The organism is Streptomyces sp. NPDC026515 (assembly GCF_055567595.1).
The window spans coordinates 1-16,707 of sequence record NZ_JBVHQD010000016.1 but is presented as its reverse complement, the minus strand read 5'-3'; the positions used below and the strand labels follow the sequence as shown (position 1 = coordinate 16,707).

The window sequence follows — 16,707 nt, the reverse complement described above, 5'->3', positions numbered from 1 at the left end:
ACCCCCTTGCCGGTCCGTCACTGAGGGGCGTCCAGGCGGTAGCCGACACCACGGACGGTACGGATCAGGGTCGGCGAGGAGGGCACGTCCTCCACCTTGGCGCGCAGCCGCTGCACACAGGCGTCCACGAGCCGGGAGTCACCGAGGTAGTCGTGCTCCCAGACCAGCCGCAGCAACTGCTGCCGGGACAGCGCCTGCCCCGGCCGCCGGCTCAGTTCGAGCAGCAGCCGCAGCTCGGTCGGGGTCAGCTGGAGGTCCTCGCCGTTCTTCGTCACGGTCATCGCGGACCGGTCGATGACGACGTTGCCGAAGGTCGCCGAGTCGGTGGACTCCCGCTCCCCGCGGCGCAGCACGGCCCGGATCCGGGCGTCGAGCACCCGGCCCTGGACGGGTTTGACGACATAGTCGTCGGCCCCGGACTCCAGCCCGACCACCACGTCGATGTCGTCGCTGCGCGCGGTCAGCAGAATGATCGGCAACTGGTCCGTGCGCCGGATCCGCCGGCACACCTCGAACCCGTCGATGCCGGGCAGCATCACGTCGAGGACGATCAGATCGGGCCGCTGCTCGCGCAACAGCTTCAGACCGTCCTCACCGGTCGCAGCGGTGGCCACCCGGTGCCCCTGGCGCGTCAGAGAGAGCTCCAGGGCCGTACGGATGGCGTCGTCGTCCTCGATCAGCAACAGGGAAGGCACGGGCTCATTCTGGCCCATGAGAGGCCTGTCGTACGACCTGTGCGGCTCGTGGCCGCCCGCGAACCTCGTCAGCGCCACCACCTGTGCATCGTGTGTGGACGCTCTGTGCCGGATCCCTGTGACAGGTCTGTGACAGTCGGCGGATACGGCCGTGAAGGTGGCCCGGCAGAGTTCTCGGCACAGGCAAGCGAGCGGGTGGCGCGGAGCCTGGGCAAGCCGAACTACCGGAAGTCCACGACGGGGGGCGCGAGATGAACACGCTGATCGGTCACAGCACCAGCGCAGTGATCACGCGTCTGCACGACGTGAACCGGGGTTGCGAGAAGTCCGGTGCCGACGGGGGTCCTTCCCGCGCGAGCGGATTCGAGCGTGGGGGAGGGCGGGGGTGCGCTCGCGGCACCGGGCGTCAGCACACCGCCTACATGACGGTGGTCGACGGCTGCGCGGGGGAAGCGCACGGGGGATCCGCACACGGGGAGGACACGGGGGAGCAGCGCTCGCTGACCGAGGCGGAGTTCACCGCCTACGTCCAGGAGCGCCGCGCCTCCCTGTACGCGACCGCCTACCACCTGACCGGTGACCGCTACGAGGCCGAGGACCTGCTGCAGAGCGCGCTGTTCTCGACGTACCGGGCGTGGGAACGGATCAGCGACAAGGCGGCCGTGGGCGGTTACCTGCGGCGGACGATGACGAACCTGCACATCAGCGCCTGGCGGCGCCGCAAGCTCAACGAGTACCCGACCGAGGAACTGCCGGAGACGCCCGGCGACACGGACGCGATGAGCGGCACCGAGCTGCGCGCGGTCCTGTGGCAGGCGCTGGCCCGGCTGCCCGAACTCCAGCGCACCATGCTGGTCCTGCGCTACTACGAGGGCCGCACGGACCCGGAGATCGCGGAGATCCTCGACATCAGTGTCGGCACGGTGAAGTCCAGCATCTGGCGGTCGCTCCGCCGGCTGCGCGAGGACGAGGTCCTCAGCTTCGGCCGTGACGAGGAGAACGCCTTCGGGGAGCTCGTCGCCTGAAGGTGAGGGGATCCGGGGGGATCCCGACGGGGAGGGCCTGGGGGGACTCACGGGGGACTGCGAGTCAGGGCCCATGGGGGAAGCGAGTCCGGGGGGACTCGCGGGGGAAAGCACGGGGGAGCTCCGCCACGGGGGACACGGGGGTGTTCGGCGGGGCCGGCGGGAGCGGGACTGGAGGGCCGGGGGGTCCGTCCAGTCCCGCTTTTCCGTCACGTCCGCCGTGCTGCCCCGTACGCGGGTACGGGGGTCAGGCCGACGCCCGGTCCCGGCTCTGCCGGCCCACCGCGGCCGCCGCCAGCCGGCCCAGCGCCTCGTCCCGGTCGCACGGGTGCGCGCCCAGCGACACCTGGCGGGCCACGATCGTCCGCTCCGCGCGCATCAGCCGCCAGCCGCGGCGCAGCAGGAACGGCACCGACTTGCGGCCCTCCTTCAGATCGCGCAGGAAGCGCCGCCGGAAGGTCCGCATCGGGCCCCGGTTCAGGCAGAGCGCGTCGGCCAGCAGCCCCCGCTCGCGGCAGCGCTCCACTATCTCGGCGGCGAAGATGCCCTCCGCGATGAACAGCGGGGTACGGCCGATGTGCAGCGGTTCCTCGCCGGTACGGGCGCTCAGCGAGATGTCGTACACCGGTACCGGCGTCGACCCCGTGGCGCAGAGCCGGGCGATGGCCTCGACCGCGATCTCCGCGTCCCAGGACTCCGGGTGGTCCCAGTCGATGTCCGAACTCCCCGCCACCAGCGGCAGCGTCGGGTCGTCGCCGTCCTTGTAGAAGTCGTCGAGGCGCAGCACGGGCAGTCCGGAGCGGGCGGCTACGAGGGACTTGCCCGAGCCGGAGGGGCCGCACAGCAGCACGACACGGGCGGAGGGCGGGAGATGAAGGCTCACGGAACACCAGTTTGACGTATGGGGGGCCCGCTGCCGACCCCGCGGGTCGCCTTTGGAGCGTGACTCACACCTCAACTACCCTGAGTTCCCGTCCGCTTACCCTGAGCACCCGAAGGTGGCACCAGTGATGGCCCGTACCGCGTCCTCCCCGTATCCGACCGCTCAGCGCGCCCTGGTCGCACTCGCCGCGGCCTCAGCCGCGCTCGGCGCGGGCGCCGCGACGGCCGCCGCGGACACCCAGCACGTCGTGGACCCCCGGGTGCACACCCGGCCCACCTCCCTCGGCCACCTCGACCCGAAGTCGGGCGTGCAGGCGCTGGGGGCCGTACTGCCGTACGTCACGGGGCCGGTGGCGGGGCTGAAGCCCAACCCGCTGGCGGGTACGGGTGTGGACCCGCTGGACAACGGGGTGGGGACGAAGGTGGCCGACTTCCGGCCGGTGTCGTCGAAGACGCTCACGGGGCCGGTGGCGCAGGCCTCGTCGGTCGGGTCGCTGCCGGCGGTGGGACGGATGCTCGGCAACGCGGGGAGCTGAGCGCCCCGTGCGGGGCGCCGGGGGCAGCCCCGGCCGAAGGCCGGGAGGAACTGCGGGACCAGCCTCGGGCGGCCCGCAGTTCCCCGCGCACGGAGACGGATCAGTAGGAAGACCCTGACGCGCCCAGCGCCCCCGTCGGGTGCCAGACGGTCTTCGTCTCCAGGAAGGCCGTCATGCGGTCCGTCCCGGGCGCCGCCGTCCAGTCGTCCACAGGCTGTGGACGCAGGACGCGCTTCAGGTTGTCGGCCGCCGCGATCTCCAGCTCCTTCGCCAGCGCCTCGTCGGCGCCCGCGAGGTCGATCGCGTTGACGTCCTGGTGGGCGGCGAGGGGCGCCGCGATCTCCGCCGTACGGCCGGAGAGGATGTTGACCACTCCGCCGGGGACGTCGGAGGTGGCGAGCACCTCGGCCAGCGAGAGGGCCGGCAGCGGCGCCTTCTCGCTCGCGACCACGACCGCCGTGTTGCCGGTGGCGATCACGGGCGCGACCACGGACACCAGGCCCAGGAACGACGACTCCTGCGGGGCCAGGACGGTCACCACGCCGGTCGGTTCGGGGGAGGAGAGGTTGAAGAAGGGGCCCGCGACCGGGTTGCCGCCGCCGGCCACCTGGGCGATCTTGTCGGTCCACCCCGCGTACCAGACCCAGCGGTCGACGGCGGCGTCCACGACCGCGGCGGCCTTGGACTTGCCGAGGCCCTCGGCGTCCGCGACCTCGCGCACGAACTGGTCCCGGCGGCCCTCCAGCATCTCCGCGACGCGGTAGAGGACCTGGCCGCGGTTGTAGGCCGTGGCCCCGGACCAGCCGCCGAACGCCTTGCGAGCGGCCACGACCGCGTCCCGGGCGTCCTTGCGGCTGGCAAGCGGCGCGTTGGCCAGCCAGTTGCCCTTCCCCGCCGCGTCAGCGGCTGATCGCTTCGTCGTCACCTCGTACACCCGGCCGCTCTCGGAACGCGGGAACTTCCCGCCGACGTACAGCTTGTAGGTCTTGAAGACAGACAGGCGTTCAGACATCGAGGTATGCCTCCAGGCCGTGGCGGCCGCCCTCGCGACCGAAGCCCGACTCCTTGTAACCGCCGAACGGCGAGGTCGGGTCGAACTTGTTGAACGTGTTGGACCAGATCACGCCCGCGCGCAGCCTGTTGGCGACGGCGAGGATCCGCGAGCCCTTCTCGGTCCAGATGCCGGCGGACAGCCCGTACGGCGTGTTGTTGGCCTTCGCCACGGCCTCGTCGGGCGTGCGGAAGGTCAGGACCGACAGGACCGGGCCGAAGATCTCGTCGCGGGCGACGGTGTGCGCCTGGGTGACGTTCGTGAAGAGCGTCGGGGCGAACCAGTAGCCGGCGGAGGGGATCTCACAGGCCGGGGACCAGCGCTCGGCGCCCTCCGCCTCGCCCTGCTCGACGAGGGAGGTGATCCGTGCGAGCTGTTCCGCGGAGTTGATCGCGCCGATGTCGGTGTTCTTGTCCAGCGGGTCTCCGAGACGGAGCGTGGACAGACGGCGCTTGAGGGAGTCGAGCAGCTCGTCGTGGATCGACTCCTGGACGAGGAGCCGGGAGCCCGCGCAGCAGACCTGGCCCTGGTTGAAGAAGATCCCGTTGACGATGCCCTCGACGGCCTGGTCGATCGGGGCGTCGTCGAAGACGATGTTCGCGCCCTTGCCGCCCAGTTCGAGGGTGAGCTTCTTGCGGCTGCCCGCGACCGTGCGCGCGATCTCCTTGCCGACGGCGGTGGAGCCGGTGAAGGCGACCTTGTTCACGTCCGGGTGGGCGACGAGCGCGGCGCCCGCGTCGCCGTAGCCGGGCAGGATGTTGACTACGCCCCTGGGCAGGCCCGCCTGGCGGCAGATGTCCGCGAAGAAGAGGGCCGACAGCGGCGTGGTCTCCGCCGGCTTGAGGACGACCGTGTTGCCGGTGGCCAGTGCCGGGGCGATCTTCCAGGCCAGCATCAGCAGCGGGAAGTTCCAGGGGATGACCTGGCCGGCGACGCCCAGGGGGCGCGGGTCGGCGCCGTAGCCCGCGTGGCCGAGCTTGTCCGCCCAGCCCGCGTAGTAGAAGAAGTGCGCGGCGACCAGGGGGAGGTCGGCGTCGCGCGTCTCCTTGATGGGCTTGCCGTTGTCCAGCGTCTCCAGGACGGCCAGCTCGCGGCTGCGCTCCTGGATGATGCGGGCGATGCGGAAGAGGTACTTGGCGCGCTCGGAGCCCGGCAGCGCGGACCACTTCTCGAAGGCCTTGCGGGCGGCCTTGACGGCGCGGTCGACGTCCTCGGCGCCGGCCCGGGCGACCTCGGAGAGGACCTCCTCGGTGGACGGGCTGACCGTCTTGAAGACCTTGCCGTCGGCGGCGTCGGTGAACTCGCCGTCGATGAAGAGGCCGTAGGAGGGCGCGATGTCGACGACGGAGCGGGACTCGGGCGCCGGTGCGTACTCGAATGCGGTGGTCATCTTTTCCTTGGCCATGGTCGGTCAGTCCACCGTCACGTAGTCGGGGCCGGAGTAGCGGCCGGTGGCCAGCTTCTGACGCTGCATCAGCAGGTCGTTCAGGAGTGAGGAGGCACCGAAGCGGAACCAGTGGTTGTCCAGCCAGTCGGCGCCCGCCGTCTCGTTCACCAGGACGAGGAACTTGATCGCGTCCTTGCTGGTCCGGATGCCGCCGGCGGGCTTGACGCCGATCTGGACGCCGGTCTGCGCGCGGAAGTCGCGCACGGCCTCCAGCATGAGAAGGGTGTTCGCCGGGGTCGCGTTCACCGCGACCTTGCCGGTGGAGGTCTTGATGAAGTCGGCGCCCGCGAGCATGCCCAGCCAGGAGGCCCGGCGGATGTTGTCGTACGTCGACAGCTCGCCGGTCTCGAAGATGACCTTGAGCCGGGCGGCGCCCGAGGCCTCCTTCACGGCGACGATCTCCTCGTACACCTTGCCGTAGTTCCCGGCGAGGAACGCCCCGCGGTCGATGACCATGTCGATCTCGTCGGCACCGGCGGCCACGGCGTCGCGCACGTCGGCGAGCTTGACGGGCAGCGCCGCGCGGCCGGCCGGGAAGGCGGTGGCGACCGAGGCGACCTTGACGGACGAACCGGCGACGGCCTGCTTGGCGGCGGCCACCATGTCGGGGTAGACGCAGACCGCGGCCGTGGCCGGGGTCGCGCGGTCCGTCGGGTCCGGATGGACCGCCTTGGCGCCGAGCGCCCGGACCTTGCCCGGGGTGTCCGCGCCTTCCAGCGTCGTCAGGTCGACCATCGAGATGGCGAGGTCGATGGCGTACGCCTTCGCGGTGGTCTTGATGGAACGGGTGCCTAGCGAGGCGGCACGCGCCTCCAGGCCGACCGCGTCGACGCCGGGCAGCCCGTGGAGGAAGCGGCGCAGCGTGCTGTCGGACGCGGTGACGTCAGCAAGTGCGTGGGGTGCGGTGGTGGGCATGGTCACCAGACGAGCATATCTACGCGCGTAGCGGCTGTACACCCCGACGGAACGGTTCTTCTCAGGAACGGCCGGGGGGCCGCCCCCTCTGGCGGCTCGGGGACCGCGTGACCGGCCCGTACGGCCCGCGGCGCCCGGCGAACCCGCCTCTCACCGCGTGACGCCGCACACCACTCGGCCGCCCGGCGCACGCCTGAGGCACAATCGGCGGCATGACCTCGCCCCTCGTCAAGGACCACGCCTATCGATCGCCGCAGGCGCTGATCGGCGGAGTACTCCTGCTCGTCATCATCGGCTGGCTCGGCATCGACGCGCTGTTGCGGGGGCACGGCCGCACCCCGTGGCTCGCGCTCGCCGCGATGATCCTGATCGTGCCGCTGGTGGTCGCCTTCACCCTGCGCCCGGTCGTGTTCGCGGGACAGGACCGGCTGCGGGTGCGCAACCCGTTCCGGCTGGTCACGATCCCGTGGGGGGAGGTCGCCGGCCTGCGCTCCGGGTTCTCGAACGAGATCGTGACCAAGGACGGCGCGAAGTACCAGCTGTGGGCCATCCCGGTGTCCCTGCGCGGCCGGAAGAAGGCGGCGCGCCGGCAGGCCAAGGCGGCGTCGGACGCGCGGCGCGGACGCACCGGGGCCGAGGGCGGCGGGTTCGGCGCCCGCGGCGGCTTCGCCTCGGGCACCGGCTTCGGCGGCCTCGGCGGCTTCGCCACGGGCACCGGCTTCGGCGGCCTGCGGCCCCCGGAGGAGGCGGACGGCCCGGTGCGCGCGGAGACCGACAAGGTCATGGACGACCTGCGGGAGATGCTGGAGAACCGGGGCGAGGCCGAGTCCGCGCAGGGCGCGGTCACGGTCCGCTGGGCGTACGAGGTGGCCGCCCCCGCGATCGCCGGAGCCGTGCTCCTGGCGATCCTGCTGGCGACGGGCTGACCGGGCCTGCCGGCACGCACGGTGCCGGGCCTTTCGTGGCGGGAGGCCCGGCACCGTCGTTTCAGGGGTTCGGGCGGGGCGGGGTCGGCGGACGTCGAGGTGGCCGGCCGGACAGACCGCGGCGGCGGTCGTGGCCGTGCCGGCGCGGGACCAGCGGTAGTCGCGGTCCGCCCCCGGGTCTGCTGATGGACGAGCTCGCTCCGCCCTGGACCCGGCCTCCACCCGCCGCATCGAGGAGACCGTCCACGAGCCGACCGACGAGGTGACCATCGTGATCGTCGAACACGGCCCCACCGACGAGATGTTCCACACCCCCTGAAACCCGCGCGCCACGGACCACGTGAACGGCCGCTCCGGGCAGGACCGGGGGTGGCTGTCGTGGCCTGCCGCGCGCCCGGGGGCCCGGCACCGCATCAGGCCGGGTGGAGGAACCGGACCCCGTGCCGGGCCCGTGCGCGGCGACCGTTGTTCCGCCGAGGTGCCGGGGCGGCGGAACGCCCGAGGGGCGGATGCCTGCGGAGGGCGGATGCCTCCGAGAGGGCGCGGAGCACATCCCTTCGCGGTCCCGGCGCGCGGTCACCCCTGCGGCCGCAGGTGTCCGGGACGCGGGCGGCGGCCCGACCTCCCGTCGGTCACGGCGCGCTCGGCCACACCAGCAGCATGTACGCGCCGCAGTACGCGGACCCCGCGACCGCCACGGTCAGCGCGAGCACCCGCAACCGCCGTGACGCGCGGGCGAGATACCCGGCGACGGGCAGCAGCAGCGGGAAACCGGGCAGGAGGAAACGGGCCCGCGGGAAGTAGACGCCCCCGCTGGCCACCACGATCACCAGCAGGACCGCGCCGAACACCAGCAGCGGCAGCGGCTGCCGGTCCGCCACCGCGAGCCCGAACAGGACCACCGACGCGAGGACCGTCAGGCTCACCACCACCAGGAACAGTTCCGGCCGGGGAACCTGTCCGAACAGGTGCCGTAGCCAGTGCACGGTCTCCGCGCCGCCGTCCAGCTCGTTGTGCCACATCCGCTGGACGGCGAAGTAGCCGTCCCAGCGGCCGAGTCGGACGCCCACCCAGCCGACGTACGCGCACCAGCCCAGGGGGGCCACCAGGGCCGCCGTCAGGGCGCGGACCGAGAAGCGGGTGCGCAGGGCGAGCAGCGCGGTGACCGAGACGGCGGCGGCCACCGCGATGCCGGTCGGCCTGGTCAGCCCGGCCAGTACCGAGCCGGCCGCCGCCCACAGCCAGCGCTCGTCCAGCACCGCGTACAGCGCCCACGCGGCGAACGCCGTGAACAGCGACTCGGTGTAGCCCATCCACTCCACCAGACCCACCGGGTAGGCCGCCCACAACACGGTGAGCAGCACCCCGGCCCGCCGCCCGGCCAGCCGGTCGCCCACCGCGAACACGCCCCAGGCCGCGACCAGCGACGCCAGCCAGGCGAGGCCGAGGCCGGTACTGGCCCGGGTGCCCGGGGTCAGCACGGCCACGGCCTTGACCAGCAGCGGGTACAGCGGGAAGAACGCCAGGTTGTTGTGGTCGAAGGCGGTCCCGAGGGTGTGCGTGTAGCCGTGGTCGGCGATCCCGAGATACCAGCGGGAGTCCCACTGCGCCGCCAGCATCGGCCACACCCCGTGGTGGCGGCGGTGCGCCCACACGGCGAGGAACAGCAGCCCGGTGAGCCGTACGCCGAGATACGCGGCGAGGGCCGGCGCCGCCCGGCGCAGCGCGTGGCGCGGGGTGGCGGCGGTGGGGAGAAGGGGTCGTCGGGAGCCCGGGATGTGTCCGCTGGGGGCGGTGTCGGGGGCGGTCGAGGACACGGCGGCGGCTCCAGACTCCGGTACGGCGGTGGCGGGCGTTACCCGACCACCGTTTCCCGGCCGCCGCGGCAGGACGTGGAACCCGGGTCAACTACCGCCGGGAAATCACCCGATGGGGTGCTACGGATCCGTGCCCGAGCCGATGAAGGGGGCCGGGGGGCGCCCCGGGGGGCGCCCCCCGGGTCAGATGCCGGCCGCCTCGGACAGGTCCCGCTTGATCGCGGCCAGGGTCCGGGCCGCCTCGGCGCGGGCCGCCGGGAGCGCGTCGCGGGCCGCCACCGGGACGACCACCTCCAGGTAGCACTTCAGCTTGGGCTCGGTGCCGCTGGGGCGGACCACGACCCGGGCGCCGGTGAGCGTGTAGCGCAGGCCGTCGGTGGGCGGCAGCCGGTCCGTGCCCCGGGTCAGGTCCTCCGCTCCGGTGACGGGGAGCCCGGCGAGTGCGGTCGGGGGCTGCTCACGGAGCCTGCGCATGGCGTCGGCGATGACGGAGAGGTCCTCGACGCGGACCGAGAGCTGGTCGGTGGCGTGCAGACCGTGCTCGACGGCGAGGTCGTCGAGGAGGTCGAGGAGGGTGCGGCCCTCCTCCTTGAGGACCGAGGCCAGCTCGGTGAGCAGGAGCGCGGCGGTGATGCCGTCCTTGTCGCGGACGCCGTCGGGGTCGACGCAGTAGCCGAGGGCCTCCTCGTAGCCGTAGCGCAGGCCGTCGACGCGGGCGATCCACTTGAAACCGGTGAGGGTCTCCTCGTACGGCAGCCCCGCCTTCCCGGCGATCCGGCCGAGGAGGGAGGAGGAGACGATCGACTCGGCGAAGACGCCGGTGGCGCCGCGCCGGACCAGGTGGGCGGCGAGGAGCGAGCCGACCTCGTCACCGCGGAGCATGCGCCACTCGCCGTCGTCCTTGACGGCCGCGGCGCAGCGGTCGGCGTCCGGGTCGTTGGCGATGATCAGGTCCGGGTCGGTGGCGCGGGCCTGCGCGAAGGACAGGTCCATCGCGCCGGGTTCCTCCGGGTTGGGGAAGGCGACGGTCGGGAAGTCCGGGTCCGGTTCGGCCTGCTCGGCGACCAGGACCGGTGCCGGGAAGCCGGCCCGGGCGAAGGCGGCGAGGAGGGTGTCCTTGCCGACGCCGTGCATGGCGGTGTAGACGGTTCGCGCGGTGCGCGGGGAGCCGGGGGCCAGGACGGCGTCCGTACGGGCCAGGTAGGCCTCCAGGACGGTGTCGTCGAGGGTTTCCCAGCCGGTGTCGGGGCGGGGGACGTCGTGGAGGGTCGTGATCGCCTCGATCTCGGCGGCGATCTCCGCGTCGGCGGGCGGGACGATCTGGGAGCCGTCGCCGAGGTAGACCTTGTAGCCGTTGTCGCGGGGCGGGTTGTGGCTGGCGGTGACCTCCACGCCGGCGACCGCGCCCAGGTGCCGTACGGCGAACGCCAGGACCGGGGTGGGCAGGGGGCGGGGGAGTACGACGGCGTGCAGGCCGGCGCCCGTCATGACGGCCGCGGTGTCGCGGGCGAAGTCGGCGGACTTGTGGCGGGCGTCGTAGCCGACGACGACGGTTGCGGTGCCCCGGCCGTGGGCCTTCAGGTACGCGGCGAGGCCGGCGGCGGCCCGGATGACGACGGAGCGGTTCATGCGCATGGGGCCCGCGCCGAGTTCGCCGCGCAGGCCCGCGGTGCCGAACTGGAGGGTGCCGCTGAAGCGGGCCGACAGTTCGGTGACGTCACCGGCGGCGATGAGCTCGGCGAGCTCGTCGCGGGTGTCCGGGTCGGGGTCCTCGGCCAGCCAGGTCCTGGCCCGGGCGATGAGATCGTCGTGCACGGTCGTCGTCCAACCTCTCGTGGTGTGCCTGCGGCGCCGGTGCTGCTTCGGTGGGGGTGCGCGTGGCGCCTACGGGCGGTGGTGAATCGGGGCCGGGGCGCGGAGTCTCCGTCCTCGGACCGGTGGTGCTGTCTCGCGCCGTACGGGGTGCCGAACGCCGGCCGCTGCGGGCGGGGACTCCCCGCCCCGCCCCGTCCCCTTCCCGCCGTGGGCGAGCGCGCCGGCCTTGGGGCGCGGGGAAGTGCGCGAACGGTTACGACGGGCCCGCGGACGTCCGCCGTGGCGGGGGCTACAGCCGGCCCAGCACCTGCGCCAGCAGCTCGCCCATCTGGGCCGCCGAGTCGCGGCCGGCCTGGAGGACCTCCTCGTGGTTGAGGGGTTCGCCGGTCATGCCCGCGGCGAGGTTGGTCACCAGGGAGATGCCGAGGACCTCGGCGCCCGCCTCGCGGGCCGCGATCGCCTCGAGGACCGTGGACATGCCCACCAGGTCCGCGCCGATGACGCGGGCCATGCGGATCTCGGCCGGGGTCTCGTAGTGCGGGCCGGGGAACTGCGCGTAGACGCCCTCTTCGAGGGTGGGGTCGATCTCCTTGCACAGGGCGCGCAGGCGGGGCGAGTAGAGGTCCGTCAGGTCCACGAAGTTCGCGCCGACGATCGGGGAGGTGGCCGTGAGGTTGATGTGGTCGCTGATGAGGACCGGCTGGCCGGGCCGCATGCCCTCGCGCAGGCCGCCGCAGCCGTTGGTGAGGACGATCGTCTTGCAGCCGGAGGTGACGGCGGTGCGCACGCCGTGTGCGACGGCGGCGACGCCGCGGCCCTCGTAGTAGTGCGTGCGGCCCAGGAAGACCAGCGCGCGCTTGTCACCGAAGGAGTACGAGCGGATCTTGCCGCCGTGCCCTTCCACGGCCGGCGGCGGGAAGCCGGGCAGCTCGGTGACCTGGAACTCGGCGTCGGGGGCCCCGAGGGCGTCGACGGCCGGAGCCCAGCCGGAGCCCATCACGAGGGCGACGTCGTGGGTCTCGGCGCCCGTGAGTTCGCGCAGGCGCGCGGCGGCCGCCCCGGCTGCGGCATGGGGGTCGCCCTGGATGTCGTCCGGAAGAAGAGATGCGTTCACGCGGATGAGAGTAGCCGGTCTGGGCCTACGCGCGTAGATGAGGGAGCTCACGGGAAGGCGATCGTTGTCTTGTCGTTTCCAACGAGTGGTGTGACGCAGGTAACTTTTGTAACGGCTGTGGGCGGTCTGTGAGGGTTGGGGGCTCCTCAGCAGGGGCGCTTGCGCAGTTCCATGACGTAGTCGTGCGGGGCGCCCGCCGACTCCGCCGCGTCGGCGATCTCGCCGAGGTAGCGGGCCGAGGGGAGGCCGCCCTCGTAGCCGTTGAGGACGTAGAGCCAGGCGCTCTCCTCGCCCTCCAGGGTGTGCACGCGCACCCGGGCCCGGCGGTAGATGCCCATGCCGACGCCCTCCCAGCGGTCCATGGACTCCTCGTCCATCGCCGCCAGGTCGTACAGGCCGACGAAGACCTGCGACAGGGGGTCCTCGACGATCGTCGCCAGTGCGCCCTCCCAGCCCATCTGCTCGCCGCCGAAGGTCAGCCGCCATCCGTTCAGCCAGCCGGTGGCGCGGAGGGGGGAGTGCGGGGCGCGGCGGGACATCAGCCGTGCGTCGAGATTGCCGGCGTACGCGGCGTAGAGCGACGACATGGAGAGAGGGTACGGCAGTGGTCCCGGGTGCCTCTCCAGTCCCTCTAGGCACCGGGCGGCGCCCCGGGGCGATAGCACCTCCGGGGGTGCGGGACAATGGAGTACGTGACTCGGATCGTGATCATCGGTGGCGGACCCGGCGGATATGAAGCGGCGCTGGCGGCCGCGCAGCTCGGCGCGGAGGTGACCGTCGTCGACTGCGACGGTCTGGGCGGAGCGTCGGTGCTGACCGACTGCGTGCCGTCGAAGACCCTCATCGCCACGGCCGAGGTGATGACCAACTTCGACTCCTCGTACGAGGAGCTGGGGATCATCGTCGCCGACGACACCCCGCCGCTGGAGCAGGCGGCCCGAGTGGTCGGCGTCGACCTGGGGAAGGTCAACCGGCGGGTGAAGCGGCTCGCGCTGGCGCAGTCGCACGACATCACGGCGTCGGTGACGCGGGCCGGTGCCCGGGTCGTGCGCGGGCGCGGCCGGCTGGAGGGCATGCAGGCCCTGGACGGGTCGCGGAAGGTCGTGGTCACGGCCGCGGACGGCAGCGAGGAGACCCTCACCGCGGACGCCGTGCTGATCGCGACCGGTGGCCACCCCCGTGAGCTGCCGGACGCGCAGCCGGACGGCGAGCGCATCCTGAACTGGACCCAGGTCTACGACCTCACCGAGCTGCCCGAGGAGCTCATCGTGGTCGGGTCGGGTGTGACCGGTGCCGAGTTCGCCGGCGCGTACCAGGCGCTGGGGTCCAAGGTGACGCTGGTGTCCTCCCGGGACCGCGTGCTGCCGGGTGAGGACCCGGACGCGGCCGCCGTCCTGGAGGACGTCTTCCGCCGCCGTGGCATGAACGTCATGGCGCGCTCGCGCGCCGCCGCCGCCAAGCGGGTCGGGGACCGGGTCGAGGTGACGCTCGCGGACGGCCGGGTCATCACCGGTTCGCACTGTCTGATGGCCGTCGGCGCGATTCCCAACAGCGCCGGCCTCGGGCTGGAGGGTGCGGGCGTCAAACTGCGCGACTCCGGGCACATCTGGACCGACAAGGTGTCGCGGACGACGGCCCCGGGGGTCTACGCGGCCGGTGACGTCACGGGCGTCTTCGCCCTGGCGTCGGTGGCCGCCATGCAGGGGCGGATCGCGATGTACCACTTCCTCGGCGACGCGGTGGCCCCGCTGAACCTGAAGACCGTCTCGTCCAACGTCTTCACCGATCCGGAGATCGCGACGGTCGGGTACACCCAGGCGGACGTGGACGCGGGCAAGATCGACGCCCGGGTCGTGAAGCTGCCGCTGCTGCGCAACCCGCGCGCGAAGATGCAGGGCATCCGGGACGGCTTCGTGAAGCTGTTCTGCCGGCCGGGCACCGAGATCGTGGTGGGCGGCGTGGTGGTCTCGCCGCGGGCCTCGGAGCTGATCCATCCGATCTCGATCGCCGTCGACAACAATCTGACGGTCGAACAGATCGCGAACGCGTTCACCGTGTACCCGTCTCTTTCCGGCTCGATCGCCGAGGTCGCGCGGCAGCTGCACACGCGGAAGATCGGCAGCGAACTCTGACGGCCGGATCCGACTCCCCGCTGGTCACGGGGAGTTGTCGCGCATGCGTACGGCATAGTCGGGCGGGGTAGGTCCTATACCACTCCCGACCCTGCCGTGCGAACAACTTCTGCTATTCGGCGCAAACTGCTGAAAGCAGACGGTCGTTGGGGTTACTGTCAGTTTCGTGTTCGCTGCAGAACGTCGCCAATTGATCCTCGAAATGGTGCGCGCGAACGGGGCCGTATCGCTCCGTGAGCTCGCCCGCGTCGTCCAGACCTCAGAAGTGACCGTACGGCGGGACGTGCGCGCACTGGAGGCAGAAGGACTCCTCGACCGCCGGCATGGCGGTGCGGTATTGCCGGGCGGGTTCACGCGGGAGTCCGGCTTTCCGCAGAAGTCACATCTCGCGACCGCCGAGAAGACGGCCATCGCCGATCTCGCCGCGGGTCTCGTCGAAGAGGGCGAGGCCATCGTGGTCGGGGCGGGTACCACCACCCAGGAACTCGCGCGCCGGCTGGCGCGGGTGCCCGGACTCACCGTCGTCACCAATTCGCTGCTGGTGGCGCAGGCGTTGGCCCATGCCAACCGTGTCGAGGTCGTGATGACCGGCGGCACCCTGCGCGGCTCCAACTACGCCCTGGTCGGCTCCGGAGCGGAGCAGTCCCTGCAGGGGCTGCGGGTGTCGAAGGCCTTCCTGTCGGGCAGTGGCCTGACGGCCGAGCGGGGGCTGTCCACCTCCAACATGCTGTCGGCGTCCGTCGACCGGGCGCTGGTGCAGGCCGCCGCGGAGGTGGTCGTCCTCGCCGACCACACCAAGCTCGGTACGGACACGATGTTCCAGACCGTGCCGACGGACGTCATCACCCGCCTGGTCACCGACGAGCCGCCGGCTCATGACGACCGTGCCGGCACGGAGCTCCAGGCCCTCGCCGATCAGGGGGTGCAGATCGCTGTGGCCGGAGCGTCGGGGAACCCGGGGGGTGATCAGGTCCCGGCGCGCCAGCAACAGCATCAACAGCGTCGGGACGTATCCCTTCCGGGGCCGCGGCGGGGCCAGGTGCCCGGGTCGGGGCTGCGGTCGGCCTCGATGCTGAACGGGGAGCAGCCGACCGGGTCCGAGCGGGGGCGGGTCGCCGACATGCGGCGGCGGTGAGCGCCCGGCGCCCGGGCGCCGAGCCGGTCCCGTCACCGCGCGAGTGCGGGACCGCCATGGCTGGTCGCGCTTACGCGGCGGAGCCGCACATCGGGACAGCCCGGTACCCCTAGGGCTGCTCCGGCTTGAGTCCCTTCAGGGTCAGGGTCAGCAAGCGGTTCACCAGGTCAGGATCTTCCGGTGACTCCTCCACTGCCAGGGCGATGGCGTGGATGAGTTGCAGCAGGTCGGCGATCTGTACGTCGGCCCGTACCGCTCCCGCCTCCTGAGCGCGGGTCAGCAGGGCCGCGCCGGCCTCCCGCATCGGAGTGCCGCAGCGGGCCAGGTCCGAGGCCGCTGAGGCCGACATCAGGGCCCTCGACAGGCCCCGGTACGCGGCCGCGTGCACGACCACCTCGTGCAGCCAGGTCAGCAGGGCCCGGCACGGTTCGGGAGCCGACCGCAACTCTCGGGCCCTGGACAGCAGTTCGTCCACCGCGTCCTCGAAGACCGCGCCCATCAGGGCGTGCCGGTTCGGGAAGTGGCGGTACAGGGTGCCGATGCCCACGCCCGCCCGGCGGGCCACGTCCTCCAGCGAGGCGTCGGTGCCGTGCTCGGCGAAGACGGCACGGGCCTCGGCGAGCAGCCGGTCGTAGTTGCGGCGGGCGTCGGCGCGCATGGGCCGTTCCAGAAAGTCCGGTGCCCGGCGAACGGGCGGGTGCCGTTCGCCGGGCGATGCGGGTCGGGGCGTCGTCAGTCCTTGATCTCGCAGATCACGGCGCCGGAGGTGAGGGAAGCGCCGACCTCGGCGGCGAGGCCCTTGATGGTGCCCGCCTTGTGGGCGTTCAGCGGCTGCTCCATCTTCATGGCCTCCAGGACGACGACCAGGTCGCCCTCCTTGACCTCCTGGCCCTCCTCGACCGCGATCTTGACGATCGTGCCCTGCATCGGCGAGGCGAGGGTGTCACCGGAGGCGACCGGGCCGGACTTCTTGGCGGCCCGGCGCTTCGGCTTGGCGCCCGCGGCGAGGCCGGTACGGGCCAGGCTCATGCCCAGGGACGACGGGAGGGAGACCTCGAGACGCTTGCCGCCGACCTCGACGATGACCGTCTCACGGCCGGCCTCCTCCTCCGCCTCGGCGTCGGCGGGCGCGGCGAAGGGCTTGATCTCGTTGACGAACTCGGTCTCGATCCAGCGGGTGTGGACGGTGAACGGGTCCGTGGAGCCGGTGAGCTCCG

The 16,707-nt window shown here is 72.4% G+C and carries 16 protein-coding genes; 5 read left to right on the top strand and 11 right to left on the bottom strand.

Annotated features, from left to right (window positions below):
- Nucleotides 1–17 precede the first annotated feature (17 nt).
- Entirely contained in the window at nucleotides 18–695 is a 678-nt protein-coding gene (gene afsQ1 / locus ACZ4O3_RS29740) for a two-component system response regulator AfsQ1 (RefSeq protein ID WP_177232965.1), read from the bottom strand.
- A gap of 251 nt (nucleotides 696–946) precedes the next feature.
- Between afsQ1 and ACZ4O3_RS29735 the strand changes: the two genes are divergently transcribed.
- Nucleotides 947–1,720 (top strand): SigE family RNA polymerase sigma factor, encoded by a 774-nt coding sequence (locus ACZ4O3_RS29735; RefSeq protein ID WP_362731099.1) that lies wholly within the window; start codon nucleotides 947–949, stop codon nucleotides 1,718–1,720.
- Nucleotides 1,721–1,967: 247 nt separating this feature from the next.
- Here ACZ4O3_RS29735 and ACZ4O3_RS29730 read toward each other — a convergent pair whose 3' ends face one another.
- Nucleotides 1,968–2,603, bottom strand: coding sequence for a uridine kinase family protein (locus tag ACZ4O3_RS29730; RefSeq protein WP_467725153.1), 636 nt, complete (start codon nucleotides 2,601–2,603; stop codon nucleotides 1,968–1,970).
- Nucleotides 2,604–2,730: 127 nt separating this feature from the next.
- Here ACZ4O3_RS29730 and ACZ4O3_RS29725 point away from each other — a divergent pair, with 127 nt between their 5' ends.
- Nucleotides 2,731–3,138: a hypothetical protein gene (locus tag ACZ4O3_RS29725; protein ID WP_362728568.1), complete on the top strand. Its 408-nt coding sequence runs from the start codon at nucleotides 2,731–2,733 to the stop codon at nucleotides 3,136–3,138.
- Nucleotides 3,139–3,238: 100 nt separating this feature from the next.
- On the opposite strand, the gene ACZ4O3_RS29720 is transcribed toward ACZ4O3_RS29725, so the two are convergent.
- From ACZ4O3_RS29720 to deoC, 3 genes are read right to left on the bottom strand one after another with little or no spacing between them, the layout of a single operon-like run.
- The gene (locus ACZ4O3_RS29720) at nucleotides 3,239–4,150 is read right to left on the bottom strand and encodes an aldehyde dehydrogenase family protein (RefSeq protein ID WP_362728570.1); all 912 of its coding nucleotides are present in this window, start codon (nucleotides 4,148–4,150) and stop codon (nucleotides 3,239–3,241) included.
- Nucleotides 4,143–5,579, bottom strand: coding sequence for an aldehyde dehydrogenase family protein (locus tag ACZ4O3_RS29715; RefSeq protein ID WP_362728572.1), 1,437 nt, complete (start codon nucleotides 5,577–5,579; stop codon nucleotides 4,143–4,145). The genes ACZ4O3_RS29720 and ACZ4O3_RS29715 overlap by 8 nt, the downstream gene beginning before the upstream one ends.
- A 21-nt stretch (nucleotides 5,580–5,600) precedes the next feature.
- Nucleotides 5,601–6,557: a deoxyribose-phosphate aldolase gene (deoC, locus tag ACZ4O3_RS29710; RefSeq protein ID WP_384996242.1), complete on the bottom strand. Its 957-nt coding sequence runs from the start codon at nucleotides 6,555–6,557 to the stop codon at nucleotides 5,601–5,603.
- Nucleotides 6,558–6,763: 206 nt separating this feature from the next.
- On the opposite strand from deoC, the gene ACZ4O3_RS29705 reads away from it, so the two are divergent.
- A complete protein-coding gene (locus tag ACZ4O3_RS29705) occupies nucleotides 6,764–7,477 on the top strand; it encodes a PH domain-containing protein (RefSeq protein ID WP_467725150.1) in 714 nt (237 codons plus the stop codon).
- 632 nt (nucleotides 7,478–8,109) lie between these two features.
- On the opposite strand, the gene ACZ4O3_RS29700 is transcribed toward ACZ4O3_RS29705, so the two are convergent.
- From ACZ4O3_RS29700 to ACZ4O3_RS29685, 4 genes are all read right to left on the bottom strand, one after another.
- Nucleotides 8,110–9,294 carry a hypothetical protein gene (locus ACZ4O3_RS29700; RefSeq protein ID WP_362721309.1) on the bottom strand — a complete coding sequence of 395 codons (1,185 nt, stop codon included), beginning with the start codon at nucleotides 9,292–9,294 and terminating at the stop codon, nucleotides 8,110–8,112.
- A 183-nt stretch (nucleotides 9,295–9,477) separates the two neighbouring features.
- The gene (locus tag ACZ4O3_RS29695; RefSeq protein ID WP_467725148.1) at nucleotides 9,478–11,109 is read right to left on the bottom strand and encodes a phospho-sugar mutase; all 1,632 of its coding nucleotides are present in this window, start codon (nucleotides 11,107–11,109) and stop codon (nucleotides 9,478–9,480) included.
- 289 nt (nucleotides 11,110–11,398) lie between these two features.
- Nucleotides 11,399–12,223 (bottom strand): purine-nucleoside phosphorylase, encoded by an 825-nt coding sequence (locus tag ACZ4O3_RS29690; protein ID WP_362721303.1) that lies wholly within the window; start codon nucleotides 12,221–12,223, stop codon nucleotides 11,399–11,401.
- 146 nt (nucleotides 12,224–12,369) lie between these two features.
- Entirely contained in the window at nucleotides 12,370–12,810 is a 441-nt protein-coding gene (locus ACZ4O3_RS29685) for a gamma-glutamylcyclotransferase family protein (protein WP_362721301.1), read from the bottom strand.
- Between the two features lie 96 nt (nucleotides 12,811–12,906).
- Here ACZ4O3_RS29685 and ACZ4O3_RS29680 point away from each other — a divergent pair, with 96 nt between their 5' ends.
- Together ACZ4O3_RS29680 and ACZ4O3_RS29675 are read left to right on the top strand one after the other, a co-directional pair.
- Nucleotides 12,907–14,355 carry an NAD(P)H-quinone dehydrogenase gene (locus ACZ4O3_RS29680; protein ID WP_362721298.1) on the top strand — a complete coding sequence of 483 codons (1,449 nt, stop codon included), beginning with the start codon at nucleotides 12,907–12,909 and terminating at the stop codon, nucleotides 14,353–14,355.
- 202 nt (nucleotides 14,356–14,557) lie between these two features.
- Nucleotides 14,558–15,490 (top strand): DeoR/GlpR family DNA-binding transcription regulator, encoded by a 933-nt coding sequence (locus tag ACZ4O3_RS29675; protein ID WP_384996287.1) that lies wholly within the window; start codon nucleotides 14,558–14,560, stop codon nucleotides 15,488–15,490.
- A gap of 109 nt (nucleotides 15,491–15,599) precedes the next feature.
- Here the strand turns inward: ACZ4O3_RS29675 and ACZ4O3_RS29670 are convergent, their stop codons facing one another.
- Both ACZ4O3_RS29670 and ACZ4O3_RS29665 read right to left on the bottom strand, forming a co-directional pair.
- A complete protein-coding gene (locus ACZ4O3_RS29670; RefSeq protein ID WP_362721292.1) occupies nucleotides 15,600–16,148 on the bottom strand; it encodes a TetR/AcrR family transcriptional regulator in 549 nt (182 codons plus the stop codon).
- A 74-nt stretch (nucleotides 16,149–16,222) separates the two neighbouring features.
- A partial coding sequence (locus ACZ4O3_RS29665) for an acyl-CoA carboxylase biotin carboxyl carrier protein subunit (RefSeq protein ID WP_362721289.1) occupies nucleotides 16,223–16,707 on the bottom strand: 485 nt, incomplete at its 5' end.